This window comes from Galbibacter orientalis DSM 19592 (genome assembly GCF_000260115.1).
GTDB classification, from domain to species: Bacteria; Bacteroidota; Bacteroidia; order Flavobacteriales; family Flavobacteriaceae; genus Galbibacter; species Galbibacter orientalis.
The window spans coordinates 2,166,946-2,182,941 of the sequence record NZ_JH651379.1; the positions used below are offsets into that span (position 1 = coordinate 2,166,946).

Here is a 15,996-nt window from a genome sequence, read left to right on the forward strand (position 1 = left end):
TAATACTGCTTTTATTCCCATTTTTGCCGTTCAAACTCTTCTTCTTTTATATACTTTTCAATTTGCTCTTCTTCCCATTTTTTTGAAAAGAAAAACTGGGTTCCAAAAACCTTCCAAGCATGCATAGCCATTCCAATACCCCAAAAAAACAATGTTGTAAAAGTAGCCCAATTCCAAAATTCCTCATTATTATAAGAGCTAGAGATATAAATGTTTACTAAAATATAGGAGTTGATTATTATAAAAATTGCTAAATGCCAGTAAAAGCCTTTTAAGCGTTTAACTCGTTCCTTTGCGTATTTATATCTTTCGTTTTGATCTGTTACTGTCATTTTTTTATATTTTATTCCCAACGAGTGGAGGTATTAGTTTCGTTATCTTCTTCCATAAATTCTTTAATCTTTCGCTCTTCCCAGTCTTTTGAAAATGCAGGGTTCCATCCATATACTTTGGCAGCTTGGAAAAGAAGCCCTACTGCCCATGGTCCAGCCGACCATAAAAACCATGGATAATTCCAACCATCTAACCAATAATTCAATATTGCTAAAAAAATATTGACTATAATATAGGACGTTAAACCATTGTAGAATTTCTTAATTTCTTCTACGCGCTCTTTTGCACGAAAATATTTATTATCCTTTTCTGAATTTTCCATAATTATAATATTAAATATCTTTCTCCATTAGTTCTCTAATCTTACGCTCTTCCCAACGTTTCCCCCATAATGGGTTATAACCAAAAGCTTCCATTCCATGTGCTAATAATCCAAATCCCCAACCCAGTGTAGGAAAAATAATCCATGGGAAATCGGTTGTTTGGTAATTTAACCATGCTAAACCTGGTATTATAATTAAATAAGCTGTTAGGTTTCCATAAAATCCTTTTATGGCATTTACACGCTCTTTTGCGCGTTTGTAGCGTTTATCTTGTATGTATATTTCTTGTTTTGTCATTGAAGTTGCTATTTGTTTAGTTAACATTGGAATCTTTACTTTAAAATGAGTGGCATTTTTCTCAATAACCACATCTCTAGTTGTTAGTAAATGATACCGTTGCTTAATGTTTGACAACCCTACTCCAACACTGCTTTTTAATACCGATTTTGGCTGAAGGTTATTAGAAATGATCAAATAATTATGCTCATCTGTTATGGTTATTTCTAATGGGTTTTTAGGATTTACTTGATTGTGTTTTACCGCATTCTCCAAAAGCAATTGTAACGATAGCGGAACTACTTTTGCTTCTTTGTTTATTAAAGTTTCAGAAATATTAAAAACAATACTATCTTCAAAACGTGTTCTTAGTAAACTTATATAGGTATTAGCAAAATTAATTTCTTCTTCTACGGTAACTAATTCCTTACTTTTTTGCTCCAACACATATCGATATACTTTTGAAAGCGATGTTGTAAATTTTTGGGCTCCCCTAGGGTTTTCTTCTATCAAACTTGTAAGAACATTTAAACTATTAAAAAGAAAATGTGGATCAAGTTGATTTTTTAAAGCATCAAACTGAGCTGTTGCTCTTCCGGCAATTACTTTTTGCTCTTTTACTTTTGACTCTTGCTTATTTTTATAAAAGAAGAATGCTGTAAAAATTAACGAAACAACAAGTGCTATCAACATTGGCCCTAAGAAATCTCCCACGTGTTGGTTTGCAATTGCTTGATTAAACGATGCTCCATGCACCAATACCCAAATAAAGGTATTTAATACAAATACGCAGAAAAAAGTGATGAGCATCGAACCTAATACAAAACGAAAAATAATCTGGAAGGAATATATTTTTTTTCCATATCTATTAAAAAGAAACCTAATAAAAAATGCATTCCCAAGATAAATTACAATGGTATAAAGCTGATTGTATAGAAACTTAGTTATCAAACTTTGATTAAAAACAATAACCCCTTCGTTTGCGAACGTAATGATATTGAGGATTAAAAAAATAAGCACCCCCAAAAAAAATGCCCTGCCAAGTTCTTTTATTATTGTAATCATTTTCTGTTTAAATAATGTATTGTTTGTTTTGCTTAAAGTTAATGAAAACTAAAAAGAGTTAATTACTCCTTATAAAAATTCAACTCTTTTCGATACAGAATCCTTTGGCAAACTCAGGAGAAGCTTTGAGAAATTAAACCCTCTATGAGAGATTAATTCTGTATTCTTATGAGACAAATACATTCTCTTGATGATTCATTCTTACTGATTCGATTTTTGATTGATGGTTTGCTACTTCTTCGATTGACGCCCCATCTACATCAATCAAACTAAAAAGAAGTAACAAAAAATAATAAAGCAATTGTATCATAATTTTCTAGTGTTAGTTATATAGGTTCAAAATTGATACATTTTAACATTCTTATAAAAAAGAACATTCCGAGTTGTTGATTTTTATAGATGAATTGTAAAAATAAAGGACGAAGCAAAAAAAAATAAGTAGTTTTGAAATATCTAAATACACTTTTTAAAGCATGAATCGTAGAAAATTTATCACTCGTAGTGTGCAAGCATCCGCACTTACTGCTGTTCCTGTGGGAACTATTTTTGCTCAAGAAAATACTATTAAACCTATTCAAAGTAATGTTATTCTTCCGAAGAAATTAAAAAAAGGGGCTAAAGTAGGTTTAATCGCACCAGGATATGCACTCTCTGATAAAGCTTTACAAAATGCAATTACCAATGTAAAAGCCATGGGGTATGAACCTTTTTATACTTCTAGGATTTCTGGAAACTATGGATATTTTAGTAATACAGATATTGCTAGGGTTGAAGATATCCATGAAATGTTTTTAAATCCAGCTATTGATGCTATTTTTTGTGCACGTGGAGGCTATGGGTGTACTCGAATCTTAAAAGATATTAATTTTGACTACATTCAGCAAAATCCTAAAATATTACTTGGGTTTAGTGATATTACTGCGCTTGTAAACAGTATTTATCAAAAAACTGGGATTGTAACTTTTCATGGGCCTGTTGGAACTACACTGGATAATCAATTTAATAGAACACAATTAGAACGAATAATTGAACATACAAATAATAGCATTCAGCTTGCTACAGAAACATTTCCAGCAAGCAAAACCTTAGCAGATTCTACTTTTGAGAATTATGTAATTACCTCTGGAACGGCTACAGGAAAGCTTGTTGGTGGTAATCTCTCCTTACTTTCTGCTATGACGGGAACCGATTTTGATGTTGATTATACGGATAAAATTGTTTTTATTGAAGAAATTGATGAAGACCCTTACCGTGTAGACCGAATGCTCACCCAACTTCTAGATTCTAAAACTTTTAAGCACGCCAAAGGGATTGTTTTAGGAGTTTTTAAAGGTTGTGACGACCCAAAAAGAGCTAATTCTTTTAGTCTGAAAGAAGTTATTTTAGATCGATTAAAACCTATGAATATTCCTTGTGTATATGGTTTCCCAATTGGACACGTTGATCATAACATTACTCTTCCGGTAGGAATTGAAGCTCGTTTAAACACACAAAACTACAGTTTAGAATTATTAAAGAATAGTGTATCCTAACCGTTTTAAGTGTTAGTATTTTATCATACCTTTAGTGTATGATATTCAACACACAAAGATTATCTGTTCGCGCGCTTAGTTTTGAGGATCTCGACTTGTTTCATAAAATGCAGAACGACCAAGCTGTTATGAAATATGTTGGGGGTAAAACTTATTCTTTGGAAGAGAATAAAAAAGACTTATTGAATATTTTAAAATTCTATGAAAATCCGAAAAACGACTTTTGGGTTTGGGCAATTACCTTAAAATCTTCCTCCAATTTTATCGGAACTATTGCTTTAGTAAGAAATGAAAAAGATGAGTACGAAATTGGCTACCGATTACTAAAAGAATATTGGAAACAAGGTTATGGAAAAGAAGTAACTAACGGACTCATTAAATATGCTTTTGAGGTTAAAAAGATAAAAGAAATTGTAGCTTACGTTGATAAAAACAATATTACCTCTGTTAGAATTCTCGATTCTACTTTTAACTTTATTAAAGAGTTTTATAATGAAGAAGATAATTGTATTGACCGCTATTACAAACTCTCTAATTAAAATATGCACGTCTTTGTTTACGGAACTTTAATGAATGACTTTAAAAATTCTATTGCTGAATTTTTAAGAAACAATAGCACATTTATAGGAAAAGGAATTACTAATGGAGAGATTTATGACCTTGGAAGTTTTCCGGGGGCTGTTTTTGATGAAAATTCCTTCAATACTATATATGGAGAAGTTTATAAAATCACCTCCAATATAGAAGCTGTTATTTCTGCATTGGACACCTATGAAGGTATTAACGACCCAACTTTTAATTATTACGAAAAAAAGGAGGCTTTTATTCAAGTTCATACTACTCAAATAAAAGCCTCAGTTTATCATTTTAAAAAATGTCCTAATGGTTTTAAACGCATTGAAAGTGGAGATTATTCAAAATACTTAGACAGTTTCTAAAAAATTAATTGGCTACATCACTAATAAATTTTATACGGTATAAGCGTATTTCATCGTCTTCATATTCGCCATCAAACTCTTCCATTGCATTTGAAATTTTATCGTCTTCAGCCTCTAAAAAGTAATCGTGTAACTCTTCTTGTTGGTCTTCATCTAAAATTTCATTAATCCAATAATCCAAATTCAATTTAGTTCCCATATAAACAATCTGCTCCATCTCTTTAATAAGGTCGTCCATTTTCAACCCTTTTGAAGCTGCAATATCATCCAAAGGAAGTTTTCTATCAACATTTTGTATTACATATAATTTTAAAGCAGAATTGGCGCCTGTAGATTTTACCACCATATCATCTGGTCGGATAATATCGTTTTCTTCTACATATTTATTAATAAATTCAATAAAAGGCTTTCCAAACTTCTTAGCTTTCCCATCTCCAACACCATGAATATTACTCATTTCGTCTAAATTGATAGGATATTTTAGAGCCATATCCTCCAAAGAAGGATCTTGGAAAATAACAAATGGTGGAACTTCAAGCTTTTTGGCTTGTTGTTTTCTAAGGTCTTTTAGCATTTTCAACAATTGCTCGTCGGCTACAGCCCCACCTCCTTTAGCGGCTGTAACAATTGTATCGTCATTGGCTTCTGTGTAAGAATGATCTTCGGTCATTAAAAAAGAAGTTGGGTTTTCTATAAACTCATTTCCTTTTTCATTTAAATGCAATACGCCATATTGCTCTATTTCTTTACGTAACATCCCTGTTACCAATACTTGACGGATTAATGCCATCCAATAAGATGCTTCATGCTCTTTTCCATTTCCAAAAAACGGACGCTCATCTGTTTTATGAGACTTTATAAGTGCATTTACTTTTCCAACTAGCGTATTAACAATCTCTTTAGCTTTATATTTCTCTTTGGTGCTTTTAATTATTTTTAAAAGCTTAACAACATCATCTTTAGCTTCATGTTTCTTTTTAGGATGACGGATATTATCGTCCATATCTGCGCCTTCTCCATTTACCTCGTCAAATTCTTCCCCAAAATAATGAAGAATATACTTACGTCTAGACATTGATGTTTCTGCATAGGCAACCATATCTTGTAGCAACGCATGACCAACTTCTTGCTCGGCTACAGGTTTTCCACTCATAAATTTTTCTAGCTTTTCTATATCTTTATATGAATAGAATGCTAAACAATGTCCTTCTCCTCCATCACGACCAGCACGACCAGTTTCTTGGTAATAGCTTTCTATACTTTTAGGAATGTCATGGTGGATTACAAAACGTACGTCTGGTTTATCAATTCCCATTCCAAAAGCAATGGTAGCTACAACAATGTCTGTATCTTCCATTAAAAACATATCTTGATGTCTTGCTCTGGTTTTGGCATCTAAACCTGCATGATAAGGAACGGCTTTCAAGCCATTTACCTGTAATGTTTGAGCCAATTCTTCCACACGCTTTCTACTAAGACAGTATATAATACCAGACTTTCCTTCATTCTGTTTTACAAAACGAATTATATCGGCATCTACATTTTTAGTTTTTGGGCGTACCTCATAATACAAGTTTGGTCTGTTAAATGATGCCTTATAAACCTCGGCACTATTAACTCCCAAATTTTTAAGAATATCTTCTTGAACTTTTGGTGTAGCAGTTGCTGTTAGGGCTATAATTGGAATATCATCTCCTAAACGCTGTATTATTGTTCTAATATTTCTGTATTCAGGTCTAAAATCATGTCCCCATTCTGATATACAATGGGCTTCATCTACGGCTACAAACGATATTTTTACCGTTCTAAAAAATTCTACATACTCCTCTTTTGTAAGAGATTCTGGTGCTACATACAATAATTTTGTAACGCCATTTGTAATATCTTCTTTTACTTGTCGAACTTCCGTTTTATTGAGTGAAGAATTTAAAACATGGGCAATGCCTTTATTCGAGGAAATTCCTCGAATAGCATCAACCTGATTTTTCATCAGTGCAATTAGGGGGGAAATTACGATGGCTGTCCCATCTTTAACTAGCGCTGGTAATTGGTAGCAGAGAGACTTTCCTCCACCAGTCGGCATAATAACAAACGTATTCTGATCATTAATAATATTTTTTATGACCTTTTCTTGTAAACCTTTAAACTGACTAAATCCAAAATACTGTTTAAGCGCTGCCTGTAAGTCAATTTCAGCTGAACTCATCCTTTCGTTTTACTATTTTATATACATTTGCACTACTAAAGATACTATTAATCTTTAGTTATTACAAATTCTAAAAAAATTTAAATTTGAATACTAAAAGTGTCATCAAAGCCAATGCAATAAAGGTAATTGATAACGAGAGTAGTGCCATCAAAAACCTTGCCTCTTTTGTAGATGATGAATTCGCTGACGCAGTAGAGTATATATACAATTCAAAAGGTAGAGTAATCGTCACCGGAGTGGGAAAAAGTGCCATAATTGCCACAAAAATTGTAGCTTCATTAAATTCTACTGGCACTCCTGCAGTTTTTATGCACGCAGGAGACGCAATTCATGGAGATTTAGGAACCATTTTAAAAGACGATGTTGTTATGTGCATCTCTAAAAGTGGAAATACCGCAGAAATAAAAGTATTAGTACCATTTATTAAAGAAGGTCCCAATAAACTTATTGCAATTACCTCCAACAAAAAATCATTTCTAGCGCAGCAAGCAGATTTTATAATAAATGCACATGTAGAAAAGGAAGCCTGCCCTCATAATTTAGCGCCAACTACCAGTACTACTGCTCAAATGGTTATGGGAGATGCGCTTGCTATCTGCCTTTTAGAGCTTAGAGGCTTTAGTAGTAAGGACTTTGCTAAATACCATCCTGGGGGAGCTCTTGGAAAGAAACTTTACCTTAGGGTTAAAGATATTGCTACTGTTAATCTTAAACCTGAAGTTACTGAAAATGCAGATGTTAGAGACGTTATTGTGGAGATTTCAGAAAAATTAATGGGGGTTACTGCAGTAATAAATCAAAATAAAATTGTAGGAATCGTTACAGATGGTGATATTCGTAGAATGCTAAGAAAGTATGATAGCATAAATGGATTAAATGCTAAAGACATTATGTCAGTTAATCCAAAAACTGTCAACTGCGATATGTTAGCAGTAGACGCCCTAGATATTATGGATCAATTTGGAATCTCTCAGTTACTAGTAGAAAAAAACGGAGACTATTTTGGAGTAATCCATATTCATGACTTAATTAAAGAAGGAATTTTATAATGACAAAACAAATTGGAACTGGTGAAACAGAAGAAATGTCTTTTCTTGACCACCTTGAAGAATTAAGATGGCACCTAATTAGAGCTGTTCTAGCAGTTATGATTATTGGGATTGTAGCCTTTATAGCTAAAGATTTTATATTTGACACCATCCTTTTTGGCCCCAAAAAAGCAGATTTCCCTACCTATAAATTCTTCTGTAATATTTCAAGATATTTTGGAATGGACGAATCTTTTTGTGAAGGGCCACAGTTTAGAATTCAGAGTAGAGAGATGGCTGGACAGTTTTCTGCACATATTTGGACCTCTATTTGGGCAGGGTTTATAATTGGATTCCCTTATATTTTATGGGAATTATGGCGCTTTATAAGTCCTGGACTTTATGAAAAAGAACGAAACAACTCACGTGGATTTATAATAATTGCATCTTTCCTGTTTTTTACAGGAGTTCTTTTTGGATACTATGTTATTTCTCCACTTTCTATAAATTTCTTAGCAAATTACCATGTTAGTGAAGAAGTATTTAACGATATCGATTTATCTTCTTATATCTCAACAATTCGATCTTCAGTAATTGCCTGCGGACTTATTTTTGAGCTTCCTATTTTAATGTATTTCCTTACAAAAATAGGATTAGTAACGCCAGATTTCCTTAGAAAATATAGAAAAATAGCCATTGTAATTGTATTAATACTTTCCGCAGTAATAACCCCTCCAGACGTTGCTAGTCAGATTGTAGTATCAATTCCGATTGTAATTTTATATGAAGTAAGTATTTATATCTCTAAAATAGTACTTAAAAGAGAAGAACGTAAACTAAAGAAAGAAAAAACTAAAAATGGGTGATATTGTAGATGATTTTAATGCGTATCGTTCTAAAATGAATGACCGCATTCTAGAAGACAATAATAAATTAATAAAACGAATCTTTAATTTAGACACCAATGCATACATGGCAGGTGCCTTAGATGTAAAAACTAAAGAATTATTAGGTTTAGTAGCTTCTGCAGTATTGCGTTGTGATGATTGTATAAAATACCATCTAGAAACAAGTTATAAAGAAGGACTAACCAAAGAGGAAGTAGTAGAAGCATTAGGAATTGCAACCCTTGTTGGCGGAACAATTGTTGTTCCACATTTAAGAAAAGCATATGAGTTTTGGGATGCGCTAGAAAATAAAGATTCCTAAACCTATATTAAACTGTGTTCTATTTAACCCCAAAATCCATACTTTTGATGGCGAATGGAGTATTTATTTCATCTGAATTACTAAAAATAAGCAACATCATATGAAGCTAAGAGCTGAAAACATCATGAAATCCTACAAGGGACGAAAAGTAGTGAAAGGAATTTCTCTTGAAGTAAATCGTGGAGAAATTGTTGGATTATTAGGCCCTAATGGAGCAGGTAAAACCACTTCTTTTTATATGATAGTTGGTCTTATTAAACCTAATGGTGGAAAAATATTTTTAGATAATCAAGAAATTACCAATTACCCAATGTATAAACGTGCTCAAAACGGAATTGGGTATTTAGCGCAAGAGGCTTCTGTTTTTAGAAAATTAAGTATTGAAGACAATATTATGAGTGTGCTTCAGCTAACAAAACTTTCTAAAAAAGAGCGCCAAATGAAAATGGAAGCGTTAATTGATGAGTTTAGCCTTGGTCATATCAGAAAAAACAGAGGAGATTTACTTTCTGGAGGAGAGCGTAGACGTACAGAAATTGCACGAGCACTAGCTACCGATCCAAGTTTTATTTTGCTTGACGAACCTTTTGCAGGAGTCGACCCAGTTGCTGTGGAAGACATTCAGCGTATTGTAGCGCAGCTTAAAAATAAAAACATCGGGATTTTAATTACCGACCATAATGTTCAAGAAACGCTAGCTATTACGGAGCGCTCTTACCTAATGTTTGAAGGTAATATCTTAAAAGCAGGAATCCCAGAAGAATTGGCTGCCGATGAAATGGTGAGAAAAGTATACTTAGGTCAGAACTTCGAGCTAAGAAAGAAAAAATTAGATTTTTAGACTAAAACTGATAATCCCTACTACTATATATTGAAAATCGTTTTATCTCAAAAATTAATTAAAAAGCAATGATGAATTTAAAATTAACTTCAATTGGTTTGCTATCTGCTGCCCTATTAGCTGTTGGATGCAATGAAAAACCAAAAAAAGAGGAAACAACAACTTCAACTGAAGAAAAAATGGTGGACACCCATACTAGCGAAAACTCCTTGGATTGGAATGGAACTTATAAAGGGATACTCCCATGCGCAGATTGTGAAGGAATAGAAACTTCTCTTCTCTTAAATCTAGATAAAACATATATTGTAACTACTACATATCTTGGTAAAGAAGAAGAACCATCTGAGAAATCTGGTTCTTTTACTTGGAATGCTAAAGGAAATCAAATTACTTTAGATGGAGATAAAAATCAACAATATGCTGTTGGAGAAAACACTTTAACAAAGCTTGACAACCAAGGTGCTAAAATTGAAGGTGCATTGGCCAATAAATATGTTTTAAACAAAGAACAAATAATATCTGACGAAGCGCTTACTGGAAAAAAATGGAGGCTTGTAAAACTTATGGGGCAACCAGTTTCTGAAATTGGAAAAGCAACTTCTGAACCTTTTATACAGTTTTTTGCTGAAGAAAATAGAGTTAGCGGAAACGCTGGATGTAATAGTTTTACAGGATCTTATACACTAAAAGAAGGTAATAGATTTGAAACTTCAAAATTAGCAAGCACCATGAAAGCTTGTTTGGATATGAAAGTTGAGAGTCAGTTTATGGGAATTCTTGAAAAAGCCGACACTTACACCATTAAAGACGGGGTGCTTTCTATTACTAAAGCACGTATGGCTCCTTTAGCAGTTTTTGAACTTGCTAAATAAGGTGCAATCCTGTATTTAGAATTAAAAAAGCCTTTGAGTTTACTTACTCAAAGGCTTTTTTAATAGTTTAGATTTATTTTTAAGCGCGACTCTTCTGTTGAAAACTCATCACAACCGAAAACAATACATACAATACTATAATCAATGGAATTGCAGCAAACTGGAGCAGTATTAATAAAAGGGCTGCTATTACTAAAAACACATATCGGATGCTATTTTCTTTGAATCCCCAGCTTTTAAACTTCAATGCAAAAAGAGCAATTCTGGCATTCAACATATAGGTACTTAAAATGGTTATTACTATTAAAAACCATTTATTAAGAATTAAACTGTCTAAAAAACTAGACTCTTGAAAATGTAATATTAATGGTAACGATAATATAAAAAGTGCATTTGCTGGAGTTGGCAAACCTATAAAAGAAGTTGCTTGCTCCTCATCTATATTAAACTTTGCCAATCTGTATGCAGAGCCTAAAGTAATTAAAAGCCCGAAAATTGCTAAAAAAGAAAATTTAAACCCGTCAACATTTACCATCGTTTGAGTTACTTCATGATTGTCCCAAGTATAATTTTCTTCGCTCATATTAAATAATTGAAACATAACTATACCTGGTACAACCCCAGAAGTCACCATATCTGCCAACGAGTCGAGTTGTAAGCCTAATTCACTTTGCGCATTTAAGAGTCTTGCAGCAAGCCCATCAAAAAAATCAAAAAAGATTCCTGCAAAAACAAAATATGCAGCAAAAATGAGACTACCTTGAACTGCTAAAATAACTGCAATAGTACCGCAAAGTAGGTTTAAAAGTGTTAATCCGTTGGGAATAAATTTCTTCATTAGTGTAAAATTTCAATTATGTAAAATTACTATTTTTAAAATTTAAGTGGATGAGATATTATTTAAATATAATAATTATATAGTATCTCTTTTCACTCCACATGGTGCTATCAAATTTTATTAAGATATTAGCAGTATCAAAATAATTTCATGAAACCCTCATGGAGGGATTAAGTATAGCCAAGGTAAACGTTTCTTAAAAGAAAATGATTCTTTGCTTAATTATGTAAGTTCTTGAAATTTAAATTTTAACTTAAGTTTATTAGTGTGAAAAACTCGTATTTACTCGCCATATTATCAGGACTATTATTAGCACTAGCTTGGCCAACATATGGTGTCCCTCTGCTTGCTTTTATTGGTTTTGTTCCCTTACTGTTAGCCGAAAAACACATCCGAGAATCTAATTATAAAAGAAAAGGAACTAAAGTATTTTTTACAGCATACCTAGCTTTTATTATTTGGAATTCTATAACCACTTGGTGGATTTGGTATTCTACCCCTTTTGGGATGTTTTTTGCATTGGCTGTGAATTCACTTTTAATGACGATTGTTTTTTCTCTTTATCATTTTGTTGCAAAGCGTTTACCCGCAAAAATCCATCTTATATTTCTCCCTGCTATTTGGATGGCTTTTGAAAAGTTTCACCTCAACTGGGATTTTTCTTGGCCATGGCTCAACTTAGGAAATGCCTTCTCCCAATATACTACTTGGATTCAATGGTATGAGTATACAGGAACTTTTGGAGGTGCACTTTGGATTTGGATTATTAATATTGGAGTTTTTACAACAATTGTTAAATATCAAGAAAGTAAGAATAGACGTATTTTATCAAAAGGAATTGCTCGCAATGTTTTATTAATTGCGATACCTATTATTTTTTCTCTCTTTTTACTGAAAAATTACGAGGAGTCCTCTCAAAAAGCAGCAATTACTTTACTACAACCCAATATAGACCCATACTCTCAAAAATATGATATTTCAAACCTTCAAATGGCAAAAAGCCTTGTAAAACTAGCTGAACCAGTTGTTACATCGAATACAAATTATGTTATTGCGCCAGAAACGGCATTGGCAAAAGGCTCGTCTATAGATGCATTTGATAACGCTACAGAAAAAATGGTTTTACAAAACTTTGTGAGTCAGTATCCAAATATGCAATTTATTACAGGAGTAGATTTCTATCGTCATTATCCTCAGAAAGAAAAACCTACAATTACTGCAAACTTTTACGGTCAAAATGGTTGGTTTGATTTTTACAATGCTGCCGTACAAGTAGGAAAAAATAACATTTCAGAAAAATATATAAAATCAAAATTAGTTGTTGGGGTTGAAAACTTTCCATTTAAAAATGTTCTAGAACCTTTATTAGGAGATGTCATGCTAGACTTAGGAGGAACTGTGGCAATGCGAGCAACACAAAAAGACCGCAGCGTTTTCTTTTCAAATGATAAAGTATTTGCAGCTGCTCCTATTATATGCTACGAATCTATTTATGGGGAATTTGTAACAGGATATGTAAAAAACGGAGCTAACTTTTTAGCAATTATTACTAATGATGCTTGGTGGGACAACACCCAAGGACATAAGCAACATTTAAGTTACGCAAGACTTCGTGCTATAGAAACTCGTAAAAGTGTTGCCAGAAGTGCAAATACGGGAATTTCTGCCTTTATAAATGAGAAGGGAGAGGTTACCAAAACACTTGCTTATAATGCCAAAGGAAGTTTATCTGGAGAAGTTACTATCAATAATAAAGAAACCTTTTATGTAAAATATGGGGATTATATTGCCCGATTGAGTGTGCTTTTTGCAGGAATGATTTTACTTTATGCTATTGCTCGTAAAAAACAATAACTTTTTACTGTTAATTAGAAATGCTAAATCAAACTCACGGTATGTAACTTCCTTTAGATATTTAATGAGACTTAAATTTTTTAACCCCAGCAGTAATTGCATAATCTAACGTATTCTCTTTTGGCACAATAGGACAAGAGTATTTTTTATTATACGCACAATACGGATTATACGCTTTATTAAAGTCAATTGTAATGGAATCGGTTTCCGGGATCCTAAGGTCTATATAACGCCCCCCTCCATAGGTTTCTTCCCCATTAGTTGTATCAGCAAATGGCAAAAAGAGATAATCTTTATATTCTTCTGTTTCTTTTAACTGTAGATTTTGATATACGTTTAAAGAAAACTTTTTACCATGCAATTCAAAATAAAGGATTCCAAACAAAACTTCCTCCGATTTTCTATCTGTGGTTGTTGGCATTAAAAATGGCTGTTCGTTTGGAGTTAATTCTAATTTGGCAACCACATTAAAACTTGTATCTATTGGAAAAAATTCTAAACTCTCAAATCCTATAAAATCTTCTTTCGTTAATGGAGATTCTTTAGGATCTGCATATTCTTCATTTATTTCCTTCTGAAAAGCTAGTGCCTGAGCTTCCTTACTTAATTCAGTTTTTATATTTTCTGAAGTTGCTTTTATTTCCTTTTTATCATCATGATATTTTTTCCCATCCTTACAAGCAGTCATTAAAAACACAATAGAAAGAGTAATAAAAAAGTTTAATTTCACACTAATAAATTTAAGTTTAACAATTAATTCTCAATGTTTTATCCCACAACACAAAGCGCCACTACCTTTAAAAAGACCTTCGTTTTATTATTCCCTTTTGTGGAAGTAACTGTTCTTGGTCATTATAAAATCCTACTATAAGGACATTTTAAATAGTTTTTTCTGAAAAACAAAAATACAACTTATTACTTTTTTAAGTAGCTTTGTTTTGAATTCGTTTAGGCGAGTTCATTAACAATAAAAAAATGATGAAACATATTACAACGTATAATAAATCTTATGTGTACTCTCTGGTACGCTGTTGGTGCTTTTGTATGATGTAATAATGTTACAAACATAACTATATAAAAGCCCGACGCTAAAAACGTCGGGCTTTTCTTTTTAAAACCAATTAATAATTTTTTAAACTGATAAACCCCATACAGAGGGATTTGTTTTAGTTTAAGTATTTGCCTTAATAAAAGTAATTGAACAAAGCTAAGGGTTTTAAAAAAGCTAGTTATTAATCAACTACCTCGGGGCAAACTATGAGGTAGTCAAAGGAAAATAAGTAAATCCATTTCGATATCGAGCCCTTTGGTAAACTCTGGACAGGCTTTGGGGAATAAAACCCTCAATGATGGATTTACAAAGCAGATTAACAATCTTAAAACAAAGTATATAACTTAAAAATTTTCATGTGAAAAAATTATACTTAGGATACATTTCATCTTTTCAAGGGCTATCAAAAGAAGTTTGGTGGCTTGCTTTAATAACTTTAATAAACCGAGCTGGAACTATGGTAATCCCATTCCTATCGCTTTATCTTACACAAAAATTAAGTTTTACCCTTGCAGATGTTGGCTGGATTATGACTTTCTTCGGACTCGGCTCGGTTGTTGGCTCTTGGATTGGAGGCAAGTTAACCGATAAAATAGGATATTATAAAATAATGGCATTTAGCTTATTAGGATCGGCTCTAAGTTTTGTAGCGCTTCAATTTTTAGACACTTTCTGGAGTATTTGCTTCGGTATTTTTACAGTAATGTTGATTGCAGATATGTTCCGTCCTGCTGTTTTTGTAGCATTAAGTGCTTACAGTAAGCCAGAAAATAAAACACGCTCTGTAACGCTAATCCGTCTTGCTATAAATCTAGGATTTTCTGCAGGACCAGCTATTGGCGGACTCATAATAACAAACATGAGTTATGGCGGACTTTTTTGGGTTGATGGGATTACATGCTTTTTTGCTGGAATATTATTGTTAAATGTACTAAATCCAAAAAGAGCTAAAGTTTTAGATGAAGTAAAAAACAATGCTCCAAAATCGGCTTATAACGATTTTCCGTATTGGTTATTTTTTGTGTCCATGATTTTGTTTGGATTTATTTTCCTTCAATATTTTTCAACAGTTCCGCTTTATTACAAAGAAATTTTCACCCTAACTGAAGATGAAATAGGACTTCTTCTAGGGTTTAATGGTTTTTTAATATTTTTATTTGAGATGCCTTTGGTTCAATTTTTCGAAAAGAAAGCATGGAGCAACCTTTCTATTGTAATGATAGGCTGCTTTTTAACCTTTTTGAGTTTTGTAGTTTTAAATATTTCTGGATGGATAGGAATGCTAGTTATCGGGATGATATTAATGAGTTTTGGAGAAATGCTTGTGTTTCCATTTTCTAATGCATTTGCCTTGAATCGAGCCAAAAGAGGTAATCAAGGAGAGTATTTGGCTCTTTACAGTATTTCATTTTCTGTATCGCATATTTTAGGACATAATTCTGGCTTCCATTTAATAGATTTATTTGGGTTTGAATTTACTTGGTACTTTATGATTATGCTTGGAATTATAGCTTGCCTATTGCTTTATTATTTAAACAGAAGAGTTATAATTCAAGGAAATGATTAAATAAGAGGCTGTCTTATAAACAATTTGCCACGAATTCACAAATGTATTTTTATTCCCTGT

At 32.6% G+C, this 15,996-nt stretch carries 16 protein-coding genes; 10 read left to right on the plus strand and 6 right to left on the minus strand.

Features of this window, described 5'->3' with window-relative positions:
- Positions 1 to 11: 11 nt before the first annotated feature.
- Genes JOOMADRAFT_RS09575 through JOOMADRAFT_RS09585 form a run of 3 tightly spaced genes read right to left on the minus strand, consistent with a single transcriptional unit; the run spans position 12 to position 1,997 of the window.
- On the minus strand, positions 12 to 332 hold the full coding sequence (locus tag JOOMADRAFT_RS09575) for a 2TM domain-containing protein (RefSeq protein WP_008612848.1): 321 nt from the start codon (positions 330 to 332) through the stop codon (positions 12 to 14).
- Between the two features lie 11 nt (positions 333 to 343).
- The gene (locus JOOMADRAFT_RS09580; protein ID WP_008612849.1) at positions 344 to 655 is read right to left on the minus strand and encodes a 2TM domain-containing protein; all 312 of its coding nucleotides are present in this window, start codon (positions 653 to 655) and stop codon (positions 344 to 346) included.
- A 10-nt stretch (positions 656 to 665) separates the two neighbouring features.
- On the minus strand, positions 666 to 1,997 hold the full coding sequence (locus JOOMADRAFT_RS09585) for a 2TM domain-containing protein (RefSeq protein ID WP_008612850.1): 1,332 nt from the start codon (positions 1,995 to 1,997) through the stop codon (positions 666 to 668).
- Between the two features lie 473 nt (positions 1,998 to 2,470).
- Here JOOMADRAFT_RS09585 and JOOMADRAFT_RS09590 point away from each other — a divergent pair, with 473 nt between their 5' ends.
- The 3 genes from JOOMADRAFT_RS09590 to JOOMADRAFT_RS19685 are packed head-to-tail and all read left to right on the plus strand — an operon-like array spanning position 2,471 to position 4,467.
- Positions 2,471 to 3,529 (plus strand): S66 peptidase family protein, encoded by a 1,059-nt coding sequence (locus tag JOOMADRAFT_RS09590; RefSeq protein WP_008612855.1) that lies wholly within the window; start codon positions 2,471 to 2,473, stop codon positions 3,527 to 3,529.
- Positions 3,530 to 3,567: 38 nt separating this feature from the next.
- Positions 3,568 to 4,068 (plus strand): GNAT family N-acetyltransferase, encoded by a 501-nt coding sequence (locus JOOMADRAFT_RS09595; RefSeq protein WP_008612857.1) that lies wholly within the window; start codon positions 3,568 to 3,570, stop codon positions 4,066 to 4,068.
- Between the two features lie 3 nt (positions 4,069 to 4,071).
- Positions 4,072 to 4,467 carry a gamma-glutamylcyclotransferase family protein gene (locus JOOMADRAFT_RS19685; protein WP_008612860.1) on the plus strand — a complete coding sequence of 132 codons (396 nt, stop codon included), beginning with the start codon at positions 4,072 to 4,074 and terminating at the stop codon, positions 4,465 to 4,467.
- Between the two features lie 4 nt (positions 4,468 to 4,471).
- On the opposite strand, the gene recQ is transcribed toward JOOMADRAFT_RS19685, so the two are convergent.
- On the minus strand, positions 4,472 to 6,673 hold the full coding sequence (recQ, locus tag JOOMADRAFT_RS09605) for a DNA helicase RecQ (RefSeq protein WP_008612861.1): 2,202 nt from the start codon (positions 6,671 to 6,673) through the stop codon (positions 4,472 to 4,474).
- 86 nt (positions 6,674 to 6,759) lie between these two features.
- Between recQ and JOOMADRAFT_RS09610 the strand changes: the two genes are divergently transcribed.
- The 5 genes from JOOMADRAFT_RS09610 (at position 6,760) to JOOMADRAFT_RS09630 (ending at position 10,626) form a co-directional block, all read left to right on the plus strand.
- A complete protein-coding gene (locus JOOMADRAFT_RS09610; RefSeq protein ID WP_008612862.1) occupies positions 6,760 to 7,725 on the plus strand; it encodes a KpsF/GutQ family sugar-phosphate isomerase in 966 nt (321 codons plus the stop codon).
- Positions 7,725 to 8,570, plus strand: a complete 846-nt coding sequence (gene tatC, locus JOOMADRAFT_RS09615) for a twin-arginine translocase subunit TatC (protein WP_008612863.1) — start codon at positions 7,725 to 7,727, stop codon at positions 8,568 to 8,570. Before JOOMADRAFT_RS09610 ends, tatC begins: the two co-directional genes overlap by 1 nt.
- Positions 8,563 to 8,913 (plus strand): carboxymuconolactone decarboxylase family protein, encoded by a 351-nt coding sequence (locus JOOMADRAFT_RS09620; RefSeq protein ID WP_008612864.1) that lies wholly within the window; start codon positions 8,563 to 8,565, stop codon positions 8,911 to 8,913. Before tatC ends, JOOMADRAFT_RS09620 begins: the two co-directional genes overlap by 8 nt.
- A 100-nt stretch (positions 8,914 to 9,013) precedes the next feature.
- Positions 9,014 to 9,754 (plus strand): LPS export ABC transporter ATP-binding protein, encoded by a 741-nt coding sequence (gene lptB, locus JOOMADRAFT_RS09625; RefSeq protein WP_008612865.1) that lies wholly within the window; start codon positions 9,014 to 9,016, stop codon positions 9,752 to 9,754.
- 68 nt (positions 9,755 to 9,822) lie between these two features.
- On the plus strand, positions 9,823 to 10,626 hold the full coding sequence (locus JOOMADRAFT_RS09630) for a copper resistance protein NlpE N-terminal domain-containing protein (protein WP_157136669.1): 804 nt from the start codon (positions 9,823 to 9,825) through the stop codon (positions 10,624 to 10,626).
- Positions 10,627 to 10,705: 79 nt separating this feature from the next.
- Here the strand turns inward: JOOMADRAFT_RS09630 and JOOMADRAFT_RS09635 are convergent, their stop codons facing one another.
- Positions 10,706 to 11,464, minus strand: a complete 759-nt coding sequence (locus tag JOOMADRAFT_RS09635; protein WP_008612867.1) for a CDP-alcohol phosphatidyltransferase family protein — start codon at positions 11,462 to 11,464, stop codon at positions 10,706 to 10,708.
- Between the two features lie 267 nt (positions 11,465 to 11,731).
- On the opposite strand from JOOMADRAFT_RS09635, the gene lnt reads away from it, so the two are divergent.
- Positions 11,732 to 13,318, plus strand: a complete 1,587-nt coding sequence (lnt, locus tag JOOMADRAFT_RS09640; protein ID WP_008612868.1) for an apolipoprotein N-acyltransferase — start codon at positions 11,732 to 11,734, stop codon at positions 13,316 to 13,318.
- A gap of 61 nt (positions 13,319 to 13,379) precedes the next feature.
- Here the strand turns inward: lnt and JOOMADRAFT_RS09645 are convergent, their stop codons facing one another.
- Entirely contained in the window at positions 13,380 to 14,048 is a 669-nt protein-coding gene (locus tag JOOMADRAFT_RS09645; protein WP_008612869.1) for a DUF1684 domain-containing protein, read from the minus strand.
- A 679-nt stretch (positions 14,049 to 14,727) separates the two neighbouring features.
- Here JOOMADRAFT_RS09645 and JOOMADRAFT_RS09650 point away from each other — a divergent pair.
- Entirely contained in the window at positions 14,728 to 15,936 is a 1,209-nt protein-coding gene (locus JOOMADRAFT_RS09650; protein ID WP_008612870.1) for an MDR family MFS transporter, read from the plus strand.
- Positions 15,937 to 15,996 lie beyond the last annotated feature (60 nt).